Source organism: Sphingopyxis sp., from assembly GCF_035944815.1.
In the GTDB taxonomy this organism is placed as follows: Bacteria; Pseudomonadota; Alphaproteobacteria; order Sphingomonadales; family Sphingomonadaceae; genus Sphingopyxis.
Genome location: NZ_DASZAU010000009.1, coordinates 81,730 through 107,775 on the forward strand (window position 1 = coordinate 81,730; position 26,046 = coordinate 107,775).

26 protein-coding genes are annotated in these 26,046 nt (G+C 66.1%); 12 read left to right on the plus strand and 14 right to left on the minus strand.

Annotated features, from left to right (window positions below):
- The first annotated feature begins 49 nt into the window (after positions 1 to 49).
- From VGU00_RS11240 to VGU00_RS11255, 4 genes are all read left to right on the plus strand, one after another.
- Entirely contained in the window at positions 50 to 1,567 is a 1,518-nt protein-coding gene (locus VGU00_RS11240) for an acyl-CoA carboxylase subunit beta (protein WP_327468500.1), read from the plus strand.
- Between the two features lie 109 nt (positions 1,568 to 1,676).
- Positions 1,677 to 2,810: an acyltransferase family protein gene (locus tag VGU00_RS11245; RefSeq protein WP_327468502.1), complete on the plus strand. Its 1,134-nt coding sequence runs from the start codon at positions 1,677 to 1,679 to the stop codon at positions 2,808 to 2,810.
- Between the two features lie 13 nt (positions 2,811 to 2,823).
- A complete protein-coding gene (locus VGU00_RS11250) occupies positions 2,824 to 3,021 on the plus strand; it encodes a hypothetical protein (RefSeq protein WP_327468504.1) in 198 nt (65 codons plus the stop codon).
- 82 nt (positions 3,022 to 3,103) lie between these two features.
- Positions 3,104 to 4,210 (plus strand): S41 family peptidase, encoded by a 1,107-nt coding sequence (locus VGU00_RS11255; protein ID WP_327468506.1) that lies wholly within the window; start codon positions 3,104 to 3,106, stop codon positions 4,208 to 4,210.
- 86 nt (positions 4,211 to 4,296) lie between these two features.
- Here VGU00_RS11255 and VGU00_RS11260 read toward each other — a convergent pair whose 3' ends face one another.
- The 3 genes from VGU00_RS11260 to ispG are packed head-to-tail and all read right to left on the minus strand — an operon-like array spanning position 4,297 to position 6,799.
- The gene (locus VGU00_RS11260; protein WP_327468508.1) at positions 4,297 to 4,776 is read right to left on the minus strand and encodes a GNAT family N-acetyltransferase; all 480 of its coding nucleotides are present in this window, start codon (positions 4,774 to 4,776) and stop codon (positions 4,297 to 4,299) included.
- A 31-nt stretch (positions 4,777 to 4,807) separates the two neighbouring features.
- Positions 4,808 to 5,644, minus strand: a complete 837-nt coding sequence (locus VGU00_RS11265; protein ID WP_327468510.1) for a hypothetical protein — start codon at positions 5,642 to 5,644, stop codon at positions 4,808 to 4,810.
- Between the two features lie 3 nt (positions 5,645 to 5,647).
- Positions 5,648 to 6,799: a flavodoxin-dependent (E)-4-hydroxy-3-methylbut-2-enyl-diphosphate synthase gene (ispG, locus tag VGU00_RS11270; protein ID WP_327468512.1), complete on the minus strand. Its 1,152-nt coding sequence runs from the start codon at positions 6,797 to 6,799 to the stop codon at positions 5,648 to 5,650.
- 256 nt (positions 6,800 to 7,055) lie between these two features.
- Here ispG and VGU00_RS11275 point away from each other — a divergent pair, with 256 nt between their 5' ends.
- The gene (locus tag VGU00_RS11275; protein WP_327468514.1) at positions 7,056 to 7,817 is read left to right on the plus strand and encodes a TorF family putative porin; all 762 of its coding nucleotides are present in this window, start codon (positions 7,056 to 7,058) and stop codon (positions 7,815 to 7,817) included.
- 301 nt (positions 7,818 to 8,118) lie between these two features.
- Positions 8,119 to 8,820, plus strand: a complete 702-nt coding sequence (locus tag VGU00_RS11280) for a TorF family putative porin (RefSeq protein WP_327468516.1) — start codon at positions 8,119 to 8,121, stop codon at positions 8,818 to 8,820.
- A 71-nt stretch (positions 8,821 to 8,891) separates the two neighbouring features.
- Here VGU00_RS11280 and VGU00_RS11285 read toward each other — a convergent pair whose 3' ends face one another.
- Positions 8,892 to 10,460 carry a toll/interleukin-1 receptor domain-containing protein gene (locus VGU00_RS11285; RefSeq protein WP_327468518.1) on the minus strand — a complete coding sequence of 523 codons (1,569 nt, stop codon included), beginning with the start codon at positions 10,458 to 10,460 and terminating at the stop codon, positions 8,892 to 8,894.
- A gap of 204 nt (positions 10,461 to 10,664) precedes the next feature.
- Here VGU00_RS11285 and creD point away from each other — a divergent pair, with 204 nt between their 5' ends.
- The gene (creD, locus tag VGU00_RS11290; RefSeq protein ID WP_327468520.1) at positions 10,665 to 12,098 is read left to right on the plus strand and encodes a cell envelope integrity protein CreD; all 1,434 of its coding nucleotides are present in this window, start codon (positions 10,665 to 10,667) and stop codon (positions 12,096 to 12,098) included.
- 137 nt (positions 12,099 to 12,235) lie between these two features.
- Here the strand turns inward: creD and VGU00_RS11295 are convergent, their stop codons facing one another.
- Genes VGU00_RS11295 through VGU00_RS11310 form a run of 4 tightly spaced genes read right to left on the minus strand, consistent with a single transcriptional unit; the run spans position 12,236 to position 17,193 of the window.
- The gene (locus VGU00_RS11295) at positions 12,236 to 13,384 is read right to left on the minus strand and encodes an alpha-hydroxy acid oxidase (protein WP_327468522.1); all 1,149 of its coding nucleotides are present in this window, start codon (positions 13,382 to 13,384) and stop codon (positions 12,236 to 12,238) included.
- 11 nt (positions 13,385 to 13,395) lie between these two features.
- Positions 13,396 to 14,664, minus strand: a complete 1,269-nt coding sequence (locus VGU00_RS11300) for an FAD-dependent oxidoreductase (RefSeq protein ID WP_327468524.1) — start codon at positions 14,662 to 14,664, stop codon at positions 13,396 to 13,398.
- Positions 14,654 to 16,318 (minus strand): amidohydrolase, encoded by a 1,665-nt coding sequence (locus VGU00_RS11305; RefSeq protein WP_327468526.1) that lies wholly within the window; start codon positions 16,316 to 16,318, stop codon positions 14,654 to 14,656. The genes VGU00_RS11300 and VGU00_RS11305 overlap by 11 nt, the downstream gene beginning before the upstream one ends.
- The gene (locus VGU00_RS11310) at positions 16,315 to 17,193 is read right to left on the minus strand and encodes an NAD(P)-dependent oxidoreductase (RefSeq protein WP_327469808.1); all 879 of its coding nucleotides are present in this window, start codon (positions 17,191 to 17,193) and stop codon (positions 16,315 to 16,317) included. Before VGU00_RS11310 ends, VGU00_RS11305 begins: the two co-directional genes overlap by 4 nt.
- A gap of 323 nt (positions 17,194 to 17,516) precedes the next feature.
- Here VGU00_RS11310 and VGU00_RS11315 point away from each other — a divergent pair, with 323 nt between their 5' ends.
- The 3 genes from VGU00_RS11315 to VGU00_RS11325 are packed head-to-tail and all read left to right on the plus strand — an operon-like array spanning position 17,517 to position 19,632.
- On the plus strand, positions 17,517 to 18,767 hold the full coding sequence (locus VGU00_RS11315; RefSeq protein WP_327468528.1) for a threonine ammonia-lyase: 1,251 nt from the start codon (positions 17,517 to 17,519) through the stop codon (positions 18,765 to 18,767).
- The gene (locus VGU00_RS11320) at positions 18,764 to 19,153 is read left to right on the plus strand and encodes an acyl-CoA thioesterase (RefSeq protein WP_327468530.1); all 390 of its coding nucleotides are present in this window, start codon (positions 18,764 to 18,766) and stop codon (positions 19,151 to 19,153) included. The genes VGU00_RS11315 and VGU00_RS11320 overlap by 4 nt, the downstream gene beginning before the upstream one ends.
- Complete coding sequence (locus VGU00_RS11325) at positions 19,150 to 19,632, plus strand: GNAT family N-acetyltransferase (RefSeq protein ID WP_327468532.1); 483 nt, start codon at positions 19,150 to 19,152, stop codon at positions 19,630 to 19,632. The genes VGU00_RS11320 and VGU00_RS11325 overlap by 4 nt, the downstream gene beginning before the upstream one ends.
- On the opposite strand, the gene VGU00_RS11330 is transcribed toward VGU00_RS11325, so the two are convergent.
- Both VGU00_RS11330 and VGU00_RS11335 read right to left on the minus strand, forming a co-directional pair.
- Positions 19,633 to 20,112, minus strand: coding sequence for a MarR family winged helix-turn-helix transcriptional regulator (locus VGU00_RS11330; protein WP_327468534.1), 480 nt, complete (start codon positions 20,110 to 20,112; stop codon positions 19,633 to 19,635).
- Positions 20,096 to 21,388: a S41 family peptidase gene (locus VGU00_RS11335; protein ID WP_327468536.1), complete on the minus strand. Its 1,293-nt coding sequence runs from the start codon at positions 21,386 to 21,388 to the stop codon at positions 20,096 to 20,098. The genes VGU00_RS11330 and VGU00_RS11335 overlap by 17 nt, the downstream gene beginning before the upstream one ends.
- Positions 21,389 to 21,571: 183 nt before the next feature.
- Between VGU00_RS11335 and VGU00_RS11340 the strand changes: the two genes are divergently transcribed.
- The gene (locus VGU00_RS11340) at positions 21,572 to 22,000 is read left to right on the plus strand and encodes a VOC family protein (protein WP_327468538.1); all 429 of its coding nucleotides are present in this window, start codon (positions 21,572 to 21,574) and stop codon (positions 21,998 to 22,000) included.
- Here VGU00_RS11340 and VGU00_RS11345 read toward each other — a convergent pair.
- Genes VGU00_RS11345 through VGU00_RS11360 form a run of 4 tightly spaced genes read right to left on the minus strand, consistent with a single transcriptional unit; the run spans position 21,997 to position 24,380 of the window.
- A complete protein-coding gene (locus tag VGU00_RS11345; protein ID WP_327468540.1) occupies positions 21,997 to 22,584 on the minus strand; it encodes an HD domain-containing protein in 588 nt (195 codons plus the stop codon). The genes VGU00_RS11340 and VGU00_RS11345 overlap by 4 nt on opposite strands.
- 52 nt (positions 22,585 to 22,636) lie before the next feature.
- Entirely contained in the window at positions 22,637 to 23,182 is a 546-nt protein-coding gene (locus VGU00_RS11350; protein WP_327468542.1) for a helix-turn-helix transcriptional regulator, read from the minus strand.
- A gap of 45 nt (positions 23,183 to 23,227) precedes the next feature.
- Positions 23,228 to 23,923, minus strand: coding sequence for a class I SAM-dependent methyltransferase (locus VGU00_RS11355; protein WP_327468543.1), 696 nt, complete (start codon positions 23,921 to 23,923; stop codon positions 23,228 to 23,230).
- A complete protein-coding gene (locus VGU00_RS11360) occupies positions 23,916 to 24,380 on the minus strand; it encodes an Rrf2 family transcriptional regulator (protein ID WP_327468545.1) in 465 nt (154 codons plus the stop codon). The genes VGU00_RS11355 and VGU00_RS11360 overlap by 8 nt, the downstream gene beginning before the upstream one ends.
- A 119-nt stretch (positions 24,381 to 24,499) precedes the next feature.
- Here VGU00_RS11360 and VGU00_RS11365 point away from each other — a divergent pair, with 119 nt between their 5' ends.
- Entirely contained in the window at positions 24,500 to 25,849 is a 1,350-nt protein-coding gene (locus VGU00_RS11365) for a hypothetical protein (RefSeq protein ID WP_327468546.1), read from the plus strand.
- The last annotated feature ends 197 nt before the right edge of the window (positions 25,850 to 26,046 follow it).

Consider the following 26,046-nt stretch of genomic DNA (forward strand, 5'->3'; position numbering starts at 1 on the left):
CGATAGGTTTTGCATGACGTTTCCGTCAACGTAAGATAGCCTTCGCCGCATGAGCTGGAAAAAAGAAGTAAGCGAACTCGGACAGCGCCGCGCGATGGCCGAGAAGATGGGCGGCGAGGAAAAGGTCGCGCGCCAGCATGGGCGCGGCAAGATGGACGCGCGGGCGCGGCTCGCGGCGATCGTCGATGCGGGCAGTTTTCGCGAGATCGGGAAGATCGCCGGGCGCGGCAAATATGGCGCCGACGGTGAACTGGAAGATCTCGCGGCGAGCAATTTCATTTTCGGGCGCGCGAATATCGATGGCCGGCCCGTCGTCGCGAGCGCCGACGATTTCACCGTGCGCGGCGGCGCGGCCGATGCGGCGCTGCACAGGAAGTTCGTCCAGTGCGAAGCGATGGCGCATGAATATCGCCTGCCGCTGATCCGCATGATCGACGGCACCGGCGGCGGCGGGTCGGTCAAGACGCTCGAGGATATGGGATATACCTATATCCCGCATGTGCCCGGCTGGGACGAGATCATCGCAAACCTCGACACGGTGCCGGTGGTGGCGCTGGCCTTGGGGCCGACCGCAGGGCTGGGCGCGGCGCGCGTGGTGGCGAGCCATTACAGCATCATGGTGCGCGGGCTGTCGCAGCTGTTCGCGGCGGGGCCGGCGGTTGCGGCGGCGATCGGCGATACGCTCGATCGCGAGGAGCTGGGCGGGGTCGATGTGCATACGCGCAACGGCGTCGTCGACGACGAGGTGGCGAGCGAGGCCGAGGCGTTCGCCGCGGCGCGGCGGTTCCTGTCGTATCTGCCGTCGTCGATCCACGATCGGGCCTTGCGCACCGAATGCAGCGATCCGGTGGGGCGCCGCGACGAGGCCTTGCTGTCGGTCGTCCCGCGCGAGGCGAAGCAGGTCTATTCGATGCGGCGCATCGCGAATGCGGTGTTTGATGCGGGCAGTTTCTTTGAAATGGGCGCGCGCTGGGGGCGGGCGGTGATTACCGCCTTTGCACGGCTCGACGGTTATCCGGTCGCGGTGCTCGCGAGCGATCCGTCCTATCTCGGCGGATCGTGGGACGCGAAGACGAGCGAGAAGGCCGAGCGCTTCGTCAAGCTCGCCGACCAGTTCCGCCTGCCGATCGTCCATCTCGTCGATAATCCGGGCTTCATGATCGGCGGCGAGGCCGAGCGGACGGGGACAATTCGCTATGGCGTGCAGGCGATGAACGCGATTTATCGTGCCACCGTGCCGCTGGCGTCGGTGGTGGTGCGGCGCGCGTACGGGATCGCCGGAAGCGCGATGTCGAACGCCGAGCGCTTCCAGTACCGTTTCGCGTGGCCGTCGGGCGACTGGGGCAGTCTGCCGATCGAGGGCGGGGTCGAGGTCGCATACAAAAGCGAGCTCGAAGCAGCCGAAGATCCGGCGGCGCATCTGGAGGCGATCCGCGAAAGGCTCAATCGCGTGCGCTCGCCGTTCCGCACCGCCGAGAAATATGGGGTCGAGGATATCATCGACCCGCGCGACACGCGGCCGTTGCTGTGCGAGTTCGCCGATCTGGCCTGGCGGGTTTTGAAATAGTCCTTCATCCGTCATTCCGGCGAAGGCCGGAATCCCGACCTTGCTTTTGGATCGCGAGGGTGAGATCCCGGCCTTCGCCGGGATGACGAAATAAGGGGGGCTGGAGCCTTTGAACACCGCGCGCCATCACGGCATGGACTGGCTTCGGATCGGGGCGTTCGGCCTGCTGATCCTCTATCATATCGGCATGTATTTCGTGCCGTGGGGCTGGCATGTGAAGATCGCGCAGCCGCTCGACTGGGTGCAACTGCCGATGCTCGCGACGAACGGCTGGCGACTGCCCTTGCTGTTCCTCGTGTCGGGCTATGCGAGCGCGGCGCTGTTCGCGAAACTCGGCGGAAGCGGGGCCTTTGTCCGCTCGCGCAGCGCGCGGCTGCTGATCCCGCTCGCTTTCGGCATCCTCGTCGTCATCCCGCCGCAGCCGTGGATCGAGCTGGTCACGCAGCATGGCTATGCGAAGAGCCTCGGGACCTTCTGGTTTGGCGATTATTTCCGTTTCGGAACGCTCGACGGCATCGTGCTGCCGACCTGGCAGCATCTGTGGTTCGTCGTCTATCTGTGGGTCTACACGATGCTCGCCGCGGCGGTGCTTGCGTGGGTACCGGCGGCGACGCGCGCGAAGGTCGCCGACGGCGCGGCGCAACTGCTCGGCGGCTGGCGGCTGCTCGCCCTGCCGCTCCTCTGGTGGCTGCTCCTGCTCGCGCTGTTCCCGGACCATGAGGAAACGCACGCGCTGTTCGACGACGGGCCGTCGCACCTCCATTATCTGATGCCCTTTTTCATCGGCTGGCTGTTCCGGGTCAGGCCGGCGATGTTCGACGCCGTGGCGCGCTGGTGGCGCGTCGCGCTGCTCGTGTCGGTCGCCGCCTTCGCGGTCGTCGCAACGATATTGTGCCTGTGGCTCAGCGGCGCGCAGCCCCCCGAATGGGGCCGGGCCGCCTTCGACATCGCGCATCAGGTGCAGGGCTGGACGATGATCGTCGCCTTGGTCGGGATCGCCGATCGCTTCTGGAACCGCGACCATTCGAAGCGCGCGATGCTCGCTGAGGCGGTCTTTCCCTTTTATATCGTCCACCAGACGATCATCGTCGTCGTCGGCTGGTATCTTCTCCGCGCCGGGGTCGGCGCGCTGCCGTCCTTCCTGATATTGGTTGCCGCGACGGTAACGGGCTGCTGGCTTTTCTACCGGATCGGGCGCAGCATCGGCTGGCTGCGGCCGCTGATCGGATTGCAGCGCAAATGAAGGGGGAGGGACGATGGGCGCATTGAAAGGCATATTGGCGATCGTCGGGGTTGCGGCGATCCTCGTCGGCGGGCTGTGGGCGCTACAGGGGCTCGATATCGTCCGCTGGCCGGCGAGCAGCTTCATGCTCGGCGACACGGTGTGGACGCGCAACGGCATCGTGCTCGCGGTGGTCGGAATCTTTCTGGTGTGGTTCGCGCGCAAGCGTTGAGCAAATGCGACTACAAATGTAGTTGATCTGTATTGTTTATGTGATACACCTTCGTCCGGCCGGGGCTGGATTGGAGACTGGGATGATTCGTTCTTCGCGTATATTGCCTGCCTTGCTGGTCGCCGCGGCGACGGCGTCTGCACCCCTGCTGGTCGCATCGCCGGTGCTGGCGGCGGACGAGGCGAGTGCCGATGTCGTCGCCGGAAAATATGCGGCGCTGCTCGAGCGCGATTATCTCTATCCCGAAACGGGCAAGCGTTACGCCGATGCGATCCGTGCGGGCATCGCTGCCGGCCGGTACAAGGCGCTGACCGGCGAGGCGCTGGGCACCGCGATCGACCGCGATGTCGATGCGGTCTCGCCCGACGGCCATTTGCGTCTGCGCATTCCCGAAGCCGCGGCGTCCGCCATACCCGCGCCGGGCAGCGCCACGCCGGCGCCGCGCCCGAAGAAAGTGCCGGTCGAGCAGGCGGGATGGATCGCGCCGGGGATCGCCTTTGTGCGCTTCAATATCTTTCCGCAGGACGAGGCGGTGACCGCCGCCGCGGCGAAATTCATGGCCGACCATGCCGATGCCAAGGCGATCATTTTCGACATCCGTACGCATAATGGCGGCGGGCTCGACCAGATGGACGTCATCTTTCCCTGGCTGTTCGGCAAGGAAACGCGGCTGGTGACGATGGCGACGCGCGCGTCGGTCGATGCCGAGGGCGGATCGCCGATCGCGGGCATCGCGTCGATGCGCATGGTGGAGGGCGACGCCGGCATGGTCGCGCGCGAGCATTGGGCGACACCGAACGCCGATACGCGGCTGCGCGATGCGAAAATCTATGTGCTGACGTCGGGCGCGAGCGCGTCGGCGGCCGAGCATTTCGCGCTCGCGATGAAGCACACGGGGCGCGGCACGTTGGTCGGCGCGCCGACCGCGGGCGCCAATCATTTCGGGCGCGGCGAGGACCTCGGCGGCGGCTATGGCGCCTTCATCCCCGTCGGGCGGACTTACGACCCGGTCACGCGCAAGGATTGGGAAGGCGAGGGCGTGCTGCCCGATATCGCGGTGCCGCCGGCCGATGCGTTGGTACGCGCGCTGACCGAACTGGGCGTGGCGCCCGCCGAAGCGAAGACGCTGTCCGACGCGCATATGCCCGCGTGGCCGATGGAGCGGCGCAAGCCGCGCGGGGCGCGTTAGTTCCCTTTTTCGTCATGCCGGACTTGATCCGGTATCCATTCGACGGCGCGAGTTTGGACCCCGGATCAAGTCCGGGGTGACGAAGTTTATGAACCTGCCAGCGCCGTCAACGCGTCGCCGTCGACGCGCATCACGGTCCATTCGTCCATCAGCTTCGCGCCGAGGCTCTGGTAAAAGCCGATCGACGGGGTGTTCCAGTCGAGTACCCACCATTCGAGGCGGGCGCAGTCGCGTTCGACGCAGAGCTTCGCGAGATGCGCAAGTAGCGCCTTGCCGAGCCCCGATCCGCGCGCTTCGGGCCGGACGAACAGATCCTCGAGATAGATGCCGGGGCGCCCCTCGAAGGTCGAGAAATTGTGGAAGAAGAGCGCGAAGCCCTGCGCGACGCCATCGATCTCGCCGATCAGAACTTCCGCATAGGGGCGCGGGCCGAAGAGGTTGGCGCCGAGCTTCGCCTCGTCGAAACGGACTTCGTGCGCGAGCTTTTCATAGTCGGCGAGGTCGCGGATGAACTGCGCGATCAGCGGCAGGTCGGCGGGCGTGGCGGGGCGGATCGAGAGGGTCATGTCCGCGCTGTGTCGGGCGGCGGGGCGGCTGTCAATCGGCCGCTGCCGGGCGAATGTCGCGATCCCATTCGAACAGGCGGCCGTCAATCGCGCCGTTTTCGACCTTGTCGAGCTTGTGCGCCACCATCGGGCTGCCCGCGAAGAGGCTCATGTCGTAGGTGATCAGGCCCTGCGACGGCCCGCGCGAGCCGATCCAGCATTGCTGTCCGCCCGCGTCGGGCGGGCTGCTGTACGCGACGCAGTGCGTCCTGAGCTTGCCGAGCGCGGCCCCGACATTGCTGTCGGAGAGGTGCTGTTTGCGCAGCGCGAAATAGGTCGCGAGCGGGTAGCCGCTGCCCATCACAATATCCTTGCGCTCGCTATGCCAGTCTTCGGAAAAGAGGCGGCTCTGCACCGAGTAGCCGCCGCCGGGCTGGCGCGTGAAAAGCTGATAGCCCTGTTTGCCGAACGTCAGCCGCTGTACCGTCATGTCGTGGCGAAAGCGCGGCTTGCAATCCTCGACCGCGACGAGCGTGCGGGTACGCACGAGGAGCAGCCCTTCGTCGCCCGACTGGAAATACCAGAAATGCTGCGCCGGGTTGCTGCCGTCGTCGAGCAGGCCGCGGCCTGACCTGAAGCAGGCGCCGGACAGCGCTTCATAGTCGAGGCCCGGGGCAACGATAAGGTCGCCCGCCGCGCCCTGCGCGGAAAAGCCGGCACGCGGCTTTGGCGCTTCGTAGCGCCAGCGTTTGTCTTCGGGTGCGAATTCGCGGTCGGATTGCAGCGTCCACAGGCCGCCGGTCGCTTGGGCGAGGCTGTCGGGTGTCTGTGCGGCGGCCGGGGCACTCGCCGCGAGCGCGATCAGCAGCGCCGAGGCCCCCCGCCGCAAAGGCTAGGCCGCCTTGCCGTGGAGCGTGTCCATGCTCACCGCGCTGCCCGCGTCGATCTCGGCCGCCTTGGCTTCGACGAGCTTGACGATGTGCTGGATCATGTCGGCATCCTCGACATGATGGTCGGTGACGCCCGACAGGAAGACCATATGCTTGCCGTTGCCGCCGCCGGTGATGCCGATGTCGGTTTCGCGCGCTTCGCCGGGACCGTTGACGACGCAGCCCAATACCGAGAGCGACATCGGGGTCTTGATGTGGCTGAGCGCTTCTTCGAGCGCCTGCACGGTGCGGATGACGTCGAAGCCCTGCCGCGCGCAGCTGGGGCAGGAGACGACGCGGACGCCGCGGGTGCGGAGGCCGAGCGATTTCAGTATCTCGTAACCGACGCGGATCTCTTCTTCGGGTTCGGCGGAAAGGCTGACGCGGATCGTGTCGCCGATGCCCGCCCAAAGGAGATTGCCGATGCCGAGCGCCGATTTGACGGTGCCGCCGATCAGCCCGCCGGCTTCGGTAATGCCGAGGTGGAGCGGGCAGTCGACCGCGTCGGCGAGCTGCGCATAGGCGGCGACCGCAAGGAAGACGTCGCTCGCCTTTACCGCGACCTTATATTCGTGGAAATCGTGGTCCTGCAGCAGCTTGATATGGTCGAGCGCGCTTTCGACAAGCGCCTCGGGGCAGGGCTCGCCATATTTTTCGAGCAGGTCCTTTTCGAGGCTGCCCGCGTTGACCCCGATGCGGATCGCGCAGCCGTTCGCCTTGGCGGCGCGGACAACCTCGCCGACGCGTTCGCTGCTGCCGATGTTGCCGGGGTTGATGCGCAGGCATGCGGCGCCGGCGTCGGCGGCTTCCAAAGCGCGCTTATAGTGGAAATGGATATCGGCGATGATCGGGATGCGCGACGCGCGGACGATCTTGCCGAGCGCGGCCGTCGAATCGGTGTCGGGACACGAGACGCGGATCAGGTCGGCGCCGGCCTCTTCGCAGCGGCGGATCTGGTCGATCGTCGCGACCGGATCGCTGGTCAGCGTGTTGGTCATCGTCTGGACGCTGATCGGCGCGCCGCCGCCGACGGGGACATTGCCGACCATGATCTGGCGGCATTCACGCCGTGCGATGTCGCGCCAGGGGCGCAGGCCGGGATTATGGTCGCTCATAGATGGGGCTCGGGCAAAAGATGGTATCGGCAGCTCTTTAGCCGCCCGTGCGCGGCTTGGCAAAGCGAAGCGCGTGGCGCGGCACTTGTTGCGTGAAAGACACAGTTTGACACAGATCGGCAATTTTCGAGCAATTTTTATTTGTGAGTCCGCCCCGAATGCGCAACTTTGCCCCGGTTCGTCGTCACAGGCCCGGATATAGAGGCATGGACACGCGCAGCAGGCGGGACGATCCGTTTTTTGAGGGGGATCACCCATGAAGTTTTTTGGCAAGCTGTGTTTCGGCATGCTGCTCGGCGCGTCGGCGATGTCGACGCCGGCTTTCGCGCAGGACGAAGCGGCGGAAACGGAAGAAGCCAGCGGCCCGCTCTCGCTTTCGGGCGGCATTTCGGTCACCTCCGACTATCGTTTCCGCGGCATTTCGCTGTCGAACGAGAAGGTCGCGGTGCAGCCGACGCTGACGCTGAGCCACGACAGCGGTTTTTATGTCGGGACCTGGGGATCTTCGCTTCCCGACAGCCCTGCCTATGGCAAGTTCGAACTCGACCTTTATGGCGGCTATGCGACCGAGATCGCGCCGGGCACGTCGATCGACGTCGGCGTTACCTGGTACACCTATCCGGGCAGCGACGATGGCGGGGCGCCGACCGACTATTTCGAGGCGATCGGCAAATTGTCGCACGATATCGGCCCGCTGTCGGCGACGGGCACCGTCGCTTATGCCTGGGACCAGAAATCGCTGGGCGACGACAGCTGGTATCTCAACCTCGGCCTCGGCTTCGGCGTCCCGAACACGCCGATCACGCTGAGCGCCGGCGTCGGTTATGCCGACGGCTCGCTCGCGCTGACCGCGCCCGACGGCAATTATGTCGACTGGTCGCTCGGCGCTTCCTATGTCGTCGGTCCCGCGACGCTGTCGGTCCAATATATCGACACCGACATCAAGAAGACGGGCGTCAAGGCCGTCGACACGCTTTACGATCCAACCGTGGTCTTTACGCTGGGCGTTTCTTTCTGATCGCCTGACGGGTCAGCGACCACGCGCGAAGGGGGCGGCTTCGGGGGAGGCCGTCCCCTTTTTCGTGCCGATTTCCGGCACCGGAATGTTGCAAAAAAGTCGCATCGCATAAGGAAGATTCGCGAAAATGCGCGCGCGCCGAATTTTTGTTTGTGCAGCGCAGCAATCTGGTCAACAAAAGTGTCACGCAAGACCGGACCGGCCCGAAAAGAGGCTGGCAGTCGAGCGGCAGGCAGGGACGATCCATCAATCTTGATACAGGGATCTGTCCATGAAAAATCTTTCCCGTGCATGCCTGGGCATGCTCATTGCCGTTTCGGCGTTTCCCGCCACTGCCTACGCCCAGGAAGAAGAATCGGGTGACGGCATCACGATCACCGGCAGCGCCACCGTCGTCAGCGATTATCGTTTCCGCGGCTTCAGCCAGTCGAACGAAGAGGCCGCGATCCAGGGCGGCTTCACCATCGGGCATGACAGCGGCCTTTATGTCGGCACCTGGGGGTCGAGCATCGGGTTCAACAACGGCACCGAGATCGACGTCTTTGCCGGTTTCGCGAAGGAAGTCTCACCCGGCCTGACCGCCGACGTCGGCGCGACGCTCTATCTCTATCCCGGCGTTTCCAACACCTCGGTCATCGAACCCTATGCCTCGTTGACCGGCGCGATCGGCCCGGCGACGGTCAAGGGCGGCATCGCCTGGGCGCCGGGCGGGCAGGATTCGCTCGGCGATGCGAGCGCCGTCTATCTCTACAGCGATGTGGGCGTGCAGATTCCCGACACGCCGGTGAAGCTGAAGGCGCATCTTGGCTATGCCAAGAGCGACAGCTTCCTCGGCGGCCTCGACGGCGAAGTGGTCGACTATTCGGTCGGCGTCGATTTCACCTGGAAGGTGCTCACGCTGGGGGTCGCCTATGTCAACACCGATGCGCCGAAGTTCGGCGGCTACAAGGAATCGGTGGGGGCCGACGGCGCGGTCGTCTTTTCGCTCGGCGCAGCATTCTGACGCCGGGCAGGGGGCGGCTTCGGGGGAGGCCGCCCCCTTCATCGCCGGTCGGCGATCCTAGGGTCAGGACCCTATGGTTTTTTCGGCGCCGCAAGGGCATCGCGGGCGCCGCGCAATCCCATATATTGTTCGGCGAGCATCCAGTCCTGCCGCGCGAGTTGCGGGTCGGAGAGGCTGATCGTCCGCGCCTCGTCGAGCAGCCGCTCGGCCTTTGCCGCGGCGTCGCCCGAAAGCAGCGGATAGGCTTTGGCGAGCGCGTGCACCTGCCAGCCCGCGGGGACGTGGCGATAGGTGTCGACATAGGTTTCGCCGTCGGCGCGGGTGACCATGATGTCGGTCGAAAAATTCGTTTCGATCGGTGACAGCTTGTCGATCCCGGCGACGAAATCGGCCGCGATCGCTTTCGCTTCGGCATCTCCTACCTCGGGCAGCAGCGCGAGCGTCGCCATCGCCGAGATCGACGATGCTTCGGTCCGCAGGCTGTTGTCGGGATAGTCGGCCCAGTTGACGCCGGCCTTCGGCCGCCGCCGCTTCAGCCATTCGACCGCGCGGCCGCGTGCGGCACGCGCCCTGGCCTGCAACGCCGGGTCGCCTTTCAGCGCCGGGTCCGCCTCGCGCAGCGCGATGACCGCGAAGGCGGTAACATAGGTTGCGGCATTGTCGGGCCGGTCGGCGGCGTCCATCGCGCTCGACCACCAGCCCTCGCGATTCTGTGCGCCGAGCAACGCATCGACGACGGGTGTCGGGGGCGGCCGGTTGGCGGCAGCATAGGCCTTGACCGTCCAGATCGACACGACGGTGAAGGGCGCGCCTTCGACGGCGACGCAGTGGCAGCCGCTGCCCATGAACCGGCCCGTGGCGGCATCGAAGCGCGCCAGTTCGGTCTGGTCGATTGTCTTGTCGACGGCGACGAGCTGGACGAGCCCCCAGAAGATCTTGCCGTTGGTTGCAGCTTCGCTGTCGCCGAGCGCGCTGGTCACCGCGTTGGCGATGACGGGTTCGGCCGCCTTCAACGTCGTGTCGAGGCTGGTTTCGACCGCAGCTTCGTCGAAGGCCGCATGATTTGCATAATACCAGCCGCCGCCGGCGAGCGCGGCGATCGCCAGCGCGGCCGCACCGCCGAGCGCGAGCGGTGACCGGCGGCGGCGCGGCGGTGCCGGCGTGCGCACCTCTTCACCCGCGGGCAGTTCGCCGGCTGCGCCACGCGTCACGCGCCGGTCGATCGCGGCGAGCACGCGCTGCCATGCAGGGTGCGTTTCCTTGCCGTCGAAGGACGACAGGTCGAGAACGTTGACGTTGTAGAATTCGGCCGGAAGCTTTTCGGGCTCCATCCGTTCGAGCCCGATCGCGACGAGCGAGCCGCGGTCGAGGCCGATCCGGCTTTCGATGCGCACCCATCGGCGCTGGATCGCGGCGGGCGTCCAGCAACCGAGCACAACCTTTGCGCCCTTCACCGCGCGGTCGATGACGTCGGGAAATTCGGCGCCTGCGTCGATCCCTTCGGCGTCGAAAAAGACGTGATGCCCGCGGGCGGCCAGCAGGTCCCTCAGTTGCAGCGCCTTCGCCGCGTCCGCGCGGCTGTAGCTGATGAAAATATCATAAGGGCGTTCCGACGCCGCATCGGTCGCGTTGGCCGTCATAGTCTCTGCAATCCCGCATCCCCCGGCCGTGTCGCCAGATATGCCCTTCGCGATAGCAGTCCGGCCGTTGATGGCAAGTATCGGCGATCACAGCCGCAACCCGTCGCAACCGGGTTGACCACGACGGTGAACCGTGCAATTTCATCGATGAGTTGAAGCAGCGGAGTTTGATCCCCCATGACTCAGAGTGTTTCCCTTCCCCCCGTGCCGCCTGCACGAAGCGAGCGAAGTCCCGGCGTCAAGCTGGTCGTCGCGGTGCTGATCGCAGTCGCACTGATGGTTCCCCTTTTGATGATTTACGGCCTGCTCTGGGATCGCCAGCAGCAGGCCGAAACCGCGCAAGCCTCGATCGGACAGGGCTGGGGTGGGCAGCAGACGATCGCCGGGCCGGTGATCGTCATCCCCTATCGCGCGACCGAAACGACGACGGTGCAGGAGAATGGCAAGGATGTGACGCGGACGGTGAACACGATCCGCAACCTCTATCTCTCGCCGCAGACGAACAAGGCCGACGTCGTCATCAAGCCCGAGAAGCGCAAGAAGGCGATCTACGAAACCGTCGTCTATGAAAGCCAGATCGCGGGGAGCGCCGAGTTCGTGCTGCCCGCCGATATCGCGCGTTACGGTGTGAGCCGCGAGGCGTTGATGCTCGACCGCGCCGAAGTGCGGCTGGGCATCAGCGATGCGCGCGGGCTGGTCGACGGCAACAGCCTGACCGTCGATGGCACCCCGCTCGCGCTCCAGCCGGGCAAGGGGCTGCTCTCGACCGGCAATTCGGGCACCTTCGCGTTCGTCGACTGGAGCGCTGCGGCGCCGATGAAGGTCGATTACAAGATCGGCGTACGCGGGCTCGGCGATTTCAAGCTGATCCCGCGCGGCGTCGATACGCGCTGGACGGTGAAGTCGAGCTGGCCCAATCCGAGCTTCGGCGGCGATTTCCTGCCCGCCAAGCGCGAGGTGAAGAGCAGCGGTTTTACCGCGACCTATGCGGTTCCGAACCTGGCACTCGGACAGGCGCAGGTGCTGACCGGCGATCTGTCGCCGCCGGTCACGACCAATTACGGTCCGCGCGACGCCTATATGGAGGCGCCGGTCGAGGTAACGAGCAACAGCGGCGGCGGCAGCGAAGCCTCGGGCGGCACCGCGAAGGCGGTCGCGATCAGCCTGATCGAGCCCGTCGACCTCTACAGCCAGGTCGATCGCAGCATCAAATATGGCTTCCTGTTCATCGGTTTCACTTTCGTCGCCTTTCTGATGTTCGACATCATCGCGGGCGCGCGGGTGGCACCGGCCGAATATCTGCTGACGGGCATCGCGCTGGTGCTGTTCTTCGTGCTGCTGCTCGCGTTCGCGGAAGTGATCGGGTTCATGCCCGCCTATATGGTCGCGTCGGCGGCCATCATCGGGCTGCTCACCTTCTACAGCGCGGCGGTGCTGAAGAGCTGGAAGCGCGCACGCTTCCTCGCAGCGATGCTGATCGGGCTTTATGCCCTGCTCTACACGCTGCTCAACCTCGAAGCCTATGCGCTGCTGATCGGGTCGGTGCTGATGTTCTTCGCCCTTGCCGGGGTGATGTACATGACGCGCAACATCGACTGGGGCGGGCTCGGCAAGAAAGAGGAGGTTGCGGCGGCGTAAGCCGGTAATCCTCCCTGTCGCGAAGCGATGGGGAGGTGGCAGCCCGCAGGGCTGACGGAGGGGCTGCAAGGTTGCGCGGCCCCTCCACCACCTTCGGTGGTCCCCCTCCCCACGGCTTCGCCGCAGGGAGGATCCTTTTACCGCCAGCGCAGATTGTGGGGGCCGAGATCCGTGAGGGTTTTGGCCCCCATTAATTTCATGCCGCGCTCCATTTCGGCGCGGAGCAGGGCGATCGCGCGCGCGACGCCATCCTCGCCCGCCGCGGCGAGCGAATAGAGATAGAGGCGGCCGCCCGAACAGGCTTTCGCGCCGACCGACAAGGCTTTGAGCACATGCGTGCCGCGCGTGATGCCGCCGTCGCAGATGACTTCCAGCTTGTCGCCGACCGCATCGACGATGTCGGCGAGCGCGTCGAACGGTGAAATGCTGCCGTCGAGCTGGCGCCCGCCGTGGTTCGACACCATGATCGCGGTCGCGCCGATGTCGGCGGCGCGCTTCGCATCCTCGACCGCGACGATACCCTTGAGGCAGAAGGGGCCGTCCCATTTCTTGCGGATCGCCTCGGCACGCTTCCAGTCGAGGCTCTGGTCGAGCATCGAGGTGAAATATTCGGCGACCGATCTGGGGACGCTCGATCCTTCGGAAACATGCGTCGCAAGGTTCGGCAGGCTGAATTTCTCGCGAAGGACATAGTTGAGGCCCCAGCCGGGCTTGGCGGCGTAGCTCAGCATGTTCGATGCGGTGAAGCGCGGCGGCGAGGTGAAGCCCGAGCGCAGGCAGCGTTCGCGGTTGCCGCCGACGATCGTGTCCACGGTGAGGGCGACCGCGTCGAATTTCGCGTCGCGTGCGGCGTCGAGCATCGCCTGATTGAGCCCTTCGTCGTGATGGACGTAGAGCTGGAAAAGCTTGGGGCCGTCGGTCAGCGCGCCGGCTTCGGCGAGGCTGATTGTCGCGAGGCTCGATATGCCGGCGACGGTGCCGGCGTTCGCGGCGGCGCGGAGCACGGCGCGCTCGCCCTGCCAGTGGAACAGGCGCTGGAGCGCGGTCGGCGAGAGGAAGAGCGGCATCGCAATCTCGCGCCCGAACAGCGTCGTTTTCATGTCGACGCTTTCGACGCCGGCGAGGACGCGCGGGATGAGGTCGCAATCGTCGAAGGCGGCGCGGTTGCGGCGGCGCGTGACCTCGTCGTCGGCGGCGCCGTCGATATAGTCGAACACCGGCCATGGCAGGCGGCGTTTCGCGAGCGCGCGGAAGTCGTCGATGTTGTGGCAGTCGGTGAGTTTCATGCTTGCCCCGATCAGAAAACAGTCCGCGCGGCCACCGTCCCCTTGCTCGCGAAGCTGAAGCGCGGTTCGACCGCGAGGTTCGCGTCGAGGATATGCGCCGCGACGCGTTTCCCCACCGCGGGGCCGTTCTTGAAGCCGTGGCCCGATCCGCCGCCGACGAGCCAGACATGCTCCTGCCCCGGAAAGCGGTCGATCAGATAATCGCCGTTCGAGCTATTCTCATATTGGCAGACGCGCCCGCCGAGCAGGGGGGCGGAGGCGAGGCCGGGGAAACGGCGCTGCATATAGGCGCGCGCCTCGGCGATGCCGGCGGGAGACAGCTGCCGTTCCATCGTGTCGGGATCGACCACCGGACCATGGACGTCGATCGCGATCTTGAACCCCGCGCCTTCGAGGTCGGGGATGCCATAGACGATGCGGCCGTTGTTGAAGTCGGCCCACACCGGCAGTTCGGGCGGGGCGAAGCGCGTATCGCCCTGCGGCGCGCCGAAATGATAGACCTCCTGCCGCGTCGCGACGATCTTGTTCATCAATTGCTGCGGGAAGAGTTCGGCGATCCACGGGCCCGCCGCATAGACGAGATGGTCGGCGGTGCCGCCGTCGGGCAGCGTGTGGCGCTTCGTCTTTTTCGAGAAGAGCGGCGCGGGCATGACGACGCGCTCGACCTCGATCTGCGCGTCGGCGATCAGCTCCTGCACGCCCCTTGCTGCGATCAGCGCGCCCGCCTCGGTTTCGAGGATGCCGGTTTCGCCCTGATAGAATTGAATCTGGCGATATTTATTCTGGAGCCAGCTGACGTCGCCATGTTCGTGCCCGACGCGGTTCGCCTGCAGCCACGCGAGCGATTGCGCAGTGTAGGCATCGCCCTGCGGCGCGAACCAGAGGACGCCGGTGTTGTGGAAGATCGGCGCGCTCGCGCTGTCGGAGAGGTCTTTCCAATATTTGAGCGAGTCGCGCGCCATCTCCGAATAGATGGTGTCGGCGCCATAGCCCATGCGGATGACGCGGCTTGTCCCACCCGACGAGGCGCGCGCGTTGCCTGCGCCATAGGCGTCGAAGAGGCGCACCGACTTGCCTGCGCGGAGCAGATGCCACGCGGTCCATGCGCCGAACACGCCCGCGCCGATGATCGCGACGTCGACATGCTGGACCTTGGGCTTGGCGGGCTTGCGCTTTTTGGGGCGGCGTTCCTTGCGTTCGGCGGCGGCAGCGGTCGCCGCAACCGGCAGCGCGGCGAGGCCGGTGAGCAGCGCGCGACGGGTCGGCGTGTCAGCGGCCAACGGTCGCCCCCTCTTTCTTCTTGTAATAGCGATAGCCGCCGATCCAGGTTTCGAGCGGAGTCATGCGGCGGATCTCGTCGGGGCTCGCGAGCAGCGGGTCGGCGTCGACGATCAGGAAGTCGGCGCGCATCCCGGGCATCAGCGTACCGATGCGGTCCTCGGCAAAGCCGGCGAAGGCGGCTGTGCGCGTGAAACCGTCGAGCGCTGTTTCGCGGCTGACCGCTTCCTCGGGACGCCAGCCGCCGAAGGGTTCGCCCTTCGCATCGGTGCGCGAGATCGCGGCGGCGATGCCGGGGAAGGGGTTTGCGCTTTCGACCGGGACGTCGGAGCCGAAGGCCAGGCGGGCACCGGCATTCTGGAGGCTGCGCCAGGCATAGGCGCCCTTCAGCCGGTCGGGGCCGAGGCGCGCTTCGGCCATCACGCGGTCGCTCGTCTGGTGGATCGGCTGCATCGAGGCGATGACCTTGAGCTCGGCGAACTTCGGGATGTCGAGCGGGTCGATCACCTGTGCATGCTCGATGCGCCAGCGGCGCTCGCCGGGCAGGTCGGCGGTGAGGTCGGCGATGGCGGCGAGCGCTTCGGCATTGGCGGCGTCGCCGATCGCGTGGATCGCGACCTGGAACTTGTCCATCGACGCGCGCACCATCTTGTTGCGGAGCTGCGCGGGGGTGAGCAGCGGCAGGCCCTTCTGCCCCGGCGCGTCGCTGTACGGCGCCTTCAGCCACGCGCCGCGCGATCCCAGCGCGCCGTCGAGATAGAGCTTTACCCCGACCATGCGCAGGCGGTCGTCATAGAGCCAGGGCGTCGGTTCGGACCCCGCGATCAGCGCCATATTGTCGATGTCGCCGCCATAGCTGAGGATGCGCACGGCGAGCTGTTTCTTGTCGCCGGCGCGGCGATACGCCTGCCAGTCGGCGATGCTGGTGCCCATGTCGGCGATCGCGGTGATCCCCTGTTCGAGCAATTTCTGCTGCGCGAGATACAGCGCGCGGTCGAGATCGCGTGCGAGCGGCTTGGGCTTTGCACCCTCGATCAGGCTCATCGCGGCGTCGACGAAGACCCCGCTCGGCTTGCCGCCCTCCATCTCGATGCGGCCGCCCTCGGGCGACTTGCTCGCGGCAGTGATCTTCGCGGCGGTCATCGCCGCGCTGTTCGCCCAGCCGGCATGGCCGTCGACGCGTTCGAGCCAGACGGGGCGGTTGGGGACCGCGGCGTCGAGATCGGCGGCGGTCGGGAAACGGCCGAGGCCCCATTTCTCCTGATTCCAGCCCGAGCCGATGATCCACGGCATTTCGGGATTGTCGGCGGCATATTTTCGGATCGCTGCCTGCGCCTCGGCAAGGCTGTTGGTGTTCGACAGGTCGAGCAGCATGAGCTGGAAGCCCAGACCCATGACATGGCCGTGCGCGTCGATCAGGCCCGGGATCAGCGTGCGGCCCTTGCCATCCTCCTTGAAATCGGGGCGTTCGGGGCGCTTGTCCTTGCGGTCGAGCAGCTGCTTGACCTTGCCCTGCGTGTCGATGACGAGGCCGGTGAAACGGACGAGCTTGCCGTCCTTGTCGAGCGTGATGCCGTTGACATTGTCGACGAGCGTGTCGGCGTGCGCAGGGGCTGCGAGGGTGAGCGCCAGCGCGGTAAGAGCAAGGCGCTTCATTTCGGCAGCCTCGTGACGAGCGAGCTGGTGTCCTTGCGGCCGCCGCCGGCCTTTTGCACGTCGGCGTAGAACTGGTCGACGAGGCTGGCGACGGGCAAGGTCGCGCCGTTGACGCGCGCTTCGTCGAGCGCGAGCCCCAAATCCTTGCGCATCCAGTCGACCGCGAAGCCGAAGTCGAATTCGTCCTTCGCCATCGTGCCCCAGCGGTTGAGCATCTGCCAGCTTGCCGCCGCGCCGCCCGAGACGGCTTCGAACACCTTGTCGGTATCGAGCTTCGACGCCTGCGCGAAACGGAGGGCTTCGGACAGGCCCTCGATCACACCGGCGATTGCGATCTGGTTGACCATCTTTGTCGTCTGCCCCGCGCCGGGGCCGCCGATATGGACCATGCGCGCGGCATAGGCCTGCATCACCGGCTCGGCAGCATCGAACGCGGCCTTCGTTCCGCCGCACATGATCGAGAGGGTGCCGTTCTGCGCGCCCGCTTCGCCGCCCGAGACGGGGGCGTCGAGGCAGAGCAGTCCGAGCCCCTCGGCCTCGACCGAAAGCTGGCGCGCGATGCGTGCCGAGACGGTGGTGTGGTCGACGAACAGCGCGCCCTTGCGCATCGCCCGGAACGCGCCGTCGCGGCCCAATGTGACCTGCGCGAGATCGTCGTCGTTGCCGACGCAGGTGAGGACGACATCGGCGCCCTCCGCGGCCTCCGCCGGGGTCGCCGCAGCGGTGCCGCCATGTTGCGCGGCCCAGGCATCGGCCTTCGCCCGCGTGCGGTTATAGACGGTGAGATGATGGCCCGCCTTGACGAGGTGGCCCGCCATCGGTCCGCCCATGACGCCGGTACCGATGAAAGTGATGCGCAATTTCTGTTCGCTCATGATTAGGGTCAGCACCTGTCGCTTGCATGGCCGAGGCATGAAAATGGCAAAGATATCGGGCGGATGGGCCCGCCGGATATAGTGGTTCTATATCCAAGGGTCCGTCCGTTCGAGATCGAAGCCATTTTCATGTCCCTGCGGGATTTGACCGATTTTGTCCATTGCTGCGTCGGCAGCCCTTGGAATATCGACATATGCCTTCGGCCTGCCTTCTTGCACTGAACAAAATCGCTTCAAACCTCGGCTATGCAAGCGACAGGTGCTGACCCTCCGTCCATAGCATTGTTTGCTTCGCGCGCCAGATGGGCTAGGGCCGCATCGCTATGACAGACCAACTCACCCTGACCTCCGCCGCCGACCTTCCGGCGATCACATTGGACGATGTGCGCGCGGCGGCAGGGCGAATTAATGGCGCGGTCGTGCGAACACCCACGCTGAAGTCGCAGACGCTGTCGGAGATGGTCGGCGCCGAAGTGTGGCTGAAGTTCGAAAATCTCCAGTTTACCGCCGCGTATAAGGAGCGCGGGGCGCTCAACGCACTGCTGCTGCTCAGCGACGAGGCGAAGGCGCGCGGCGCGATCGCGGCGTCGGCAGGCAACCATGCGCAGGGCCTCGCCTATCATGGCAAAAGGCTCGGCGTGCCGGTCACCATCGTCATGCCGAGCACGACGCCGCAGGTGAAGGTGTCGCAGACCGCGAGCCATGGCGCGACGATCGTGCTGCACGGCGAGACGTTCGACGACGCCTATGCGTATGCACGCGTGCTCGAGGTCGAGCGCGGGCTGACCTTCGTCCATCCCTTCGACCATCCGCATGTCGCGGCGGGGCAGGGCACGGTCGCGCTCGAAATGCTCGAGGATGTGCCCGAGCTCGACACGCTGATCGTGCCGATCGGGGGCGGTGGGCTGCTCGCGGGCATGGGCACCGCAGCGCGCGGGATCAAGAACGACATGCGCCTCGTCGGGGTGCAGGCCGAGCTCTATCCGTCGATGTATGCCGAGCTGAACGGCGTCGACATGGCGTGCGAAGGCGATACGCTGGCCGAGGGCATCGCGGTGAAGGAGCCGGGGGCCTATACGCGCAAGCTCGTTTCCGAACTCAACGACGATATCGTGCTCGTCGCCGAACGGCATCTGGAACGCGCGGTGAGCCTGCTGCTCCAGATCGAAAAGACGGTGGTCGAGGGCGCGGGCGCCGCGGGTCTCGCGGCGATGCTTGCGCATCCCGAGGAGTTTGCGGGGCGCAAGGTCGGGCTGGTGCTGACCGGCGGCAATATCGACACGCGCCTGCTCGCCAATGTGCTGCTGCGCGACCTCGCGCGGTCGGGGCGTATCGCACGGCTGCGTATCCGGTTGCAGGACCGGCCGGGTGCGCTGTTCAAGGTGATGAAGCTGTTCGACGAGAAGCAGGTCAACATCATCGAAATCTATCACCAGCGCATCTTCACGACGCTGCCCGCGAAGGGCCTGATCACCGATATCGAGTGCGAGGCGCGCGACCGCGAGCATCTCGACAGCCTCGTCGCCTCGCTCCGCGATGCGGGTTATATGGTGACCACCGTCGAGCTCGCATGAAGGAGTTCATGCTCGAACTCACGGCGACGCCCGAGAGCATCGATGAGCTCGGCCACGTCAACAATGCGGTCTGGGTCCAGTGGATCCAGCAGGTCGCGACGGGGCATTGGGATGCGGCGGCGCCGCGGAGCCACAAGCTTGCCTATATCTGGGTCGTGGTGCGGCACGAGATCGATTATCTGCGCGCGCTCGGCCCTGGCGAGACGGTGACCGCGCGGACGTGGGTCGCCGACAGGCCGCAGGGCGCGAAGTTCGACCGCTTTATGGAATTCACCGGCGAGGGCGGGAAGGTGCATGTGCGGGTGCGGACGGTGTGGGCGCTGCTCGACAAGGCGAGCGGCCGGCCGCTGCGCGTGACCGACGAGATACTCGTACCGTTCCAATGATCATCCGGCCCGCGACCCCCGCCGATTCCGCCGCGATATGGGCGATCCTCGAACCCGTGATCCGCGCGGGCGAGACCTATACGCTGGACCGCGACATGCGCGAGGACGATGCACTCGCCTATTGGTTCGGCGCGGACAAGGAGGTGTTCGTGGCCGAGGCGGATGGCGTGGTATTGGGCACCTATTATCTGCGTGCCAATCAGGCCGGCGGCGGCGCGCATGTCTGCAACGCGGGCTATATGACCGGCGCGGCGGCGACGGGGCGCGGAGTGGCGCGGGCGATGTGCCTGCATTCGCTGGACCGTGCGCGGGCGCGCGGCTTTCGCGCGATGCAGTTCAATTTCGTCGTCAGCAATAATGTCCGCGCGGTCGGATTGTGGCAGTCGCTGGGGTTCGAGGTGGTCGGCCGGCTGCCCGGCGCGTTCGATCATCCGGCCGACGGCTTCGTCGACGCGCTGGTGATGGTCCGCGCGCTCTGATCATTCGTTGAAGCGTTCGGCCAGCGGCCTGTCGGCGAGCGCGTTCAGCGTTTTCAGGATCGCGCCATGGGTGTCGCCGACCTCTTCGAAGAGTGCGCAATACACTTCGCTTATCCGCTCGCTATAGGCGTCGATACGGCGAAGCTGGTCGATGCCTGCATCGGTCAGCCGCAAGAGTTTGCGCCGCGCGTCGTTGGGATCGGCGTGCTGGGTGACAAGGCCGAGGCGGAGAAGCGCGGGGCATTTCTGGATTACGAGCTGGTGCGACTGGCCGAGCGTCCGGGCGAGGTCGGCCGCCGACGCCTCGCCGGCCTCGAGGAGGGCGGTGAGCAGCGAGCATGACCGCACGGGGACGATGATACCGGCGTCCTCGAACAGGGGACGCGTCTGTTCCTCGATCAGCTGGCTCAGCGCTTCGCTGAGCCGTCCCAAGAAGGATATGTCGTCGAGGTCGGTCGAGATGTCAGTCGAGGCGGGCATAGCTTTGCGTGGTTCCGTCGCGGTCGATGCGTTCGAGCGCACCGACCTTGCCGCCTTTCCGCACAATACGGAAGCGGAAGTCGCGTACGCCCTCGACCGCCAGCAGGTCGCCCCCGAGCGGTTCGAGCGTCAGGCGGAAACGGTCGCGCCAGGTGTAGAGCAATTTACCGTCGACGAGGTCGATGCGACGCCCCTCGTAGCGGCCGGCGATTGCCTTGAGCGCGGCGGCAGAAGGCTGCGGCCGTGCGGCGAGATCGGGCGCTAACCAGTCGGTATCGGCGCGGCGCGCGGGATCGGCTTTGACGAGGTCGGCAAGCGCGAGGCGGTGCGCGACGGCGAGCGCATCGGCGGACGCGACCGGATGATCGGGCGCGACCCCCTGACCCTCGAAATCGCCGCGATCGATGGGGTCGCGTATCTGGCCGATCGGCACCTGCAGGAAAAAGTCGGTGCCGACGGGCTTGCGGTCGACGGGATGCGCGCCGCCCGCGGTCCGTTCGCCGACCAGCGTCGCGCGCCCGAGCTTTTTCAGCGTGTAGGCGAACCATTCGGCGGCGGAGAAGCTGGTCGAACCCGTCAGCACATAGACGGGTTTTCCCGTCAGGCGCTTCGCGGGCAGCGCCGGCAGCACCCATTGGCCGCGCTCGACGCGGCGGCCGTCGAGGTTGTAGTAATAGTCGAACAGTTCCTGATCCTTGTCGCCGCGGAAGAGCTGGCTTGCGAGGAGCTGCGCCATCTCCAGATGACCGCCATTATTGTAGCGCAGGTCGTAAATCACCGCGTCGCCATTCTCGATAAAGCGCATCGCGGCGGCGGCGGCGTCATAGCCGAGTTCGGGGTCGGCGAAATGCGTCAGGTCGACATAGGCGATGTTGCCTTCGAGGTAGCGGAGGCCGGCGAAGCCGAAATTCCTGCCGGCCTCACTCCGCCGCTCCTCCTCGCGCAGCGCGGCGACGCGCGCGGGGTCCTGCCGCGCCACATAGTCGGCGACCCACGCCGGATCGACCCCCACCGCAAAATGCAGGTCGTTGCTCGCCTCGACCAGATCGTCGGTCAGCGCGCTCGCGAGTTTGCCCCGGTCGGACGCACCGTCGTAGTCGCCGGCGTCGAGATGGCGGTGCAGCGTCGCGGCGATCGTCCTTGCCTTGTCGGGAAAGACATAGTTCGCTTCGAGCGTCCGGGCGAGTTGCTCGACCACCGCGCGTTTGTCGGCGGCGGTAAGCGGGGCTTCGTCCGTGGCGGCAACGGTCGCGAGCCATGCCGTCGTTGCAGTCATAAGGACCATCCAGCGCTTGTTTTTCATAGGTTTCCTGTTGGGTTTGCGATTCGTACAATATATTGCGCAATATATTGTATTTATCGGGCGCGCAAGGCGGTTCGATGAATGGGCGCGCGGCACTATGCGGGAACCATGGCCCGACCGGGCGGGTTTTCGGGGGAGCGTAGAAGGAGCGACGTCATGGAAACGCAATTGCTGCATCGCGGCCGCCTGATCGATCATATCCAGCTGGTCGTTGCCGACCTGCCGGCGAGCCGCAAATTCTACGGCGCGATCTTCGACGTGCTGAACGTGCCGATCGGCGGCGAGGAAGCCGATTATTTCTGGGCCGACGAGATGTTCGTATCGACCGCCGACAGCGCAGCCGCGCTCGGCAAGCTCACCGGCCGCCACCATCTGGCGTTCCAGGCGGCGGATCGCGCCGCGGTCGATGCCTTTTACACATCGGGCCTGGCTGCGGGCGGGCGCGACAATGGCGCGCCGGGCGAGCGGCCCTATCATCCGGGCTATTATGCCGCCTTCCTGATCGACCCCGACGGCAACAATATCGAGGCGGTCTTTCATGGCGCGCACGAGCGCAGCGCGCCGTCGGTCGAGATCCGCTTCTAGCCCGCTATCACGCGCTTCCGGGTCTCGCGGTCTACAAGACCGCGCAGCTGTGCGAGCAGGGGATGGCGCGCGGTGTGCTTCGCGCCATAATCGAGGTTGAAGCGGTAATCGAAGCCGGGTTCGTTTTTGCCGACCAGATGCTGCAGCATCGTTTCGAGCTTGTCGAAGCCCTTGGCAAGGATCGCCTCGGGCGAAGAGCCCGCGCTATATTCGTCCCAGAGCGCCACCAGCTCGGTGCGCAAATCGGCGGGGAGCGGCGCGCAGAGCGTGATGAGGTCGGCGCGTTCCTGCGCGGCGCGCCCGTCGCCCGCGACCTGCTGCGTCGCGGGTACGTCGCCCGAAATCGCCTCGCCCAGATCGTGGACGATACAGAGTTTGAGCAATTTGAGCCGGTCGAAATCGCCGAGTTCGCGATCGAACAGCATCGCCATCAGGCAGAGCCGCCAGCTATGTTCGGCGGTGCTTTCGGCGCGGCCCTGCGCGGTGATGCCGCTGCGCAGCGTGTCTTTCAGTCTCTCCGCCGACTGGACGAAGGCGAGGATTGCGTCGAGGCGCGCGGGGTCGTGTCGATTGGTCTGTTCCATGGCGCGGCCATAGGAATGCGCCGCGGACGCGGACACGTAAAAATTATGCGCGTCAGGACAGGGTGGTGGTCAGCCGGCCGGTCCGGCCATCGGCGAGGGGGATGGTTTCCCAGCGCATCGTCCCCGCGCGCACGGGGATTTCGGCGCTGCCGTTGCCGCCGGTCCGCACGTCGAGCGTCTGGAACGGGCGGTCGAACCAGCCCGCGGCGTCGAGCCCCGCCTCGGCGCGGACGATCTCGGCCGTCGCGAAGCGCCAGAGCGAGGTACCGATCCAGCTCTGCGCGTCGGCCTGCCACGACGCCGCGCGCGCGGGCGATACGGCGAGCAGGCGGTGCGTCGCGTCGCAGACGAGGTGGACGGCCTGCGTCGAGGTTTCGACGAGCCGTTTCAGCGCGGCATCGGCGTCGCCGCCCGTCTGCGCCGCGATAAGTTCGACGATTTTGTCGCGGTGGATCGTTTCGGGCTCGTGCGTGCCGCTTTCCCAGCGCGACACGCTGGCCTGCGACACGCCGAGCAGTTCGGCGAAATGGCCCTGCTTGATGGCGTTGAGGCGGCGGAACCGCCGCAGCGCGCGGCCGATGGGCAGGTCATGGATCATCGCGCGACACTAGCGCAGGGCGATGCCGCCTGTCAGCCCCGATCCTCAGGCGTAACCGACCCAGCCGCGCCAGGTGAAGGCGGCGTAGAATTGCTCGATGCCCGTGAACCCGGCGGTGCGCAGTACCTTTTCGTCGGCTTCGGGGCTGAGCATCGCGACATGCGTTGCCACCGCCTCGCGGCCCTTCGCGACCTGATCGGGGTCGCCGCCCGATGCGATGGCATAGGAGGCGTAGCGGTCGAGCCAGCGGTCGCGCTCGCCCGCGCCCTGCGGAAAGCTGCCGTGCGCGGCGACGAAGGGCGCTCCGGGTTTGAGGCGGCGGCGGATTTCGGCGGCGGTGCGGATGCGCTCTTCGGTATCGAGGAAATGGAGCGTGAGCAGGCAGGTTGCGCCGTCGAACGGGCCGGCGGGGGCGTCGTCGATATAGCCTTCGACAAGATCGGCGCGGTGGGCGTTCGCGCCCATGACCTTGGCCGCGAGATCGAGCATCGGCCCCGCGGGATCGACGCCGGTGAAGCGCCAGCCGGGATGCGCCTCGGCCATCGCCTTCATCTCGCTGCCGCCGCCCGCACCGAGGACGAGGATATGCGCGTCGTCGGGAACGCGCTCGGCGAGCAGCAGCCCGGTCATGCGGTGGAGCCCGTCGAGGCCGGGGACGAAGCGGCGCGGCCCTTCGGTGTAGCGCGCCACCGCTTCGGGGTCCTTGAAGCTGTCGAGGAAATGTTGGGCGCCTTCAGCCATGGATATGCTCCTGCATCGTGGGGGAGGGAGAGCGCGCGGCCATGCGCGCGTGGAAATCTGCGGCTAGTTCGGCGAGCGTCACCTGTTCGAAGCGTGCGAGCAACAGCGCCTCGGCATCGCGAAAGCTGTCGTCGAGCGCGGCGTTGACCGCTTGTTCGACGAGGCAGCCGGGCGCCTCGGTGCGGTTTCCCATCGCCATCAGGGCGGGGCGGCCGATTGCGTCATAGACGTCGCGCATCGTGATGTCGGCGAGGGGCTTGGCGATCGTCCAGCCGCCGCCATGCCCCTTTTCGCTGTGGACGAAGCCCGCGTCGCGAAGGCCGCCGAGGATGCGGCGGATCACGACCGCATGCGTCTGCATCGCCTTTGCAAGCTGCTCCGACGTCATCGGTGCAGACTGTTCGGCCATGTGGAGGAGGACGTGGAGCACGCCCGAGAGTCGGCTGTCGCGTTTCATGTAACTTTAAATAGTGCGTGAATCGATTTCGTCAACCGCGAGGGTCGCTCCGCGCGATTGACAGCAAGCGATCGGCATGGCTATCTCGCTGACTACCGGGGATTTTCATGGGGGTGTGCGTGAAATTTCTGCCGGTATTATGTCTCGCCTTGCTGGCTGGTTGTGCTTCGGCTCCGCTGAAACCCGGTGGCGGCGAAACCGCTGCCGCGAAGGCAGCAAACGAGGTTTTGATCTTCCGCGACGGCGATGAATGGAAAGCGCGCTTCCGGTTTGCGGCGGACGCGCCGCTCTGGGCATTCGAACGTTCGGCGTTGCTGCGCGTCGAGCAACTGCCCTGGCGCCCCAAAAGCTGGGAGGTGATCTCTCCCGGCGTGTCGCTGGAGCGTATCGGCGATTTCGATGTTTTCGTCGCGGCGAATGGCGACGTCCCGCGCGAAGTGACGATCCGCTTTCGCCCGCTCGCCGAGGATCTGGTCGCCGATTATGATCCGGCGATCCGCCTCTCTGACGGTACGCTCGCCCTCTATGGCGGTCATTTCAACGCCTTTCCGATGGCGAGCCGCGAGGCGATCGCGGCGCTGCGCGAACCGCAGGAATATCCGACGCACATCGCGCTGACCGCGGCGGGCGCACCGCTGTTGTTCGGCGGGCAGCGCGTGACGCGCGCCGACGATGTGGGTGACAATTATGTCTATGTCGGCGATGTCACCATGTCGCCGGACGATCCGGTCGCGACGATATTGGACCCCGGACTGCCCGCGTGGATATCGACGCGCCTGCGCGATTTCACGCCTTCGGTCTTTCGCGATTTCGAAACACAGATGGGACCGCACAAGAGCGGCCGGCCGATGGTGATCGCGAGCTGGGCGGGCACGGATTTCGGCGGGGTGAGCACGGGCGGGAGCGTTTCGCCCGGGATGATCACGATGCGGCTGGAGGGCAAGCAGTTGCTGAAGGAAACGCCGGGTGCGCTCAACCAGATGCGCTGGTTCATCGCGCATGAGGCCGCGCATTTCTGGCTGGGGCAGACGGTCGGCTATGCGACGCCCGACGAGGCGTGGATCACCGAAGGCGGTGCCGATTATCTGGCGATGCAGGCGGCGGTGCGCGCCGACGCGAGCTATGACGCAAAGGCTTTCATGGCCGAGGCGCGCAGCGATTGCATCGCGGCGCTGGCGAAGGGATCGCTCGCCGAAGCGAGGCGGCGGAACGACCAGCGCGCCTATTATGCGTGCGGTGCGCTGTTCGCGCAGGCGGTCGACGATGCGGGCCGGCCGCGCGGGAAAGGCTTTGCCGATTTCGTGCGCGGGCTGATCCGCGACGATGCCGACGGGCAGGTGACCGGCGCCGAATGGCTGGCGGCGGCGCGCGCCTTTGGCGTTTCGGGCGCACGCATCGGGCAGATCGAGGCCATGGTTGCCGGCAAGCTCGACGCGGCGCCCGCGATCGACGCGCTGCTCGCCGATTGACCCGCGTGCGAATTGCGAATAGGCCGTCCGCGATGACCAACGACCGATCCACCCGATTCAAGGCGTATTGGCGCTCCTTTACATAGGAGCGGCATGGCATCACCTGTGACCATCGCCGCCGTGACCGGAAGGCGAATGGTTGTCATCACATCATCAGACCAGAACTCCCCGGCCGCGGCGCGCGCTTTTTGAAGAAG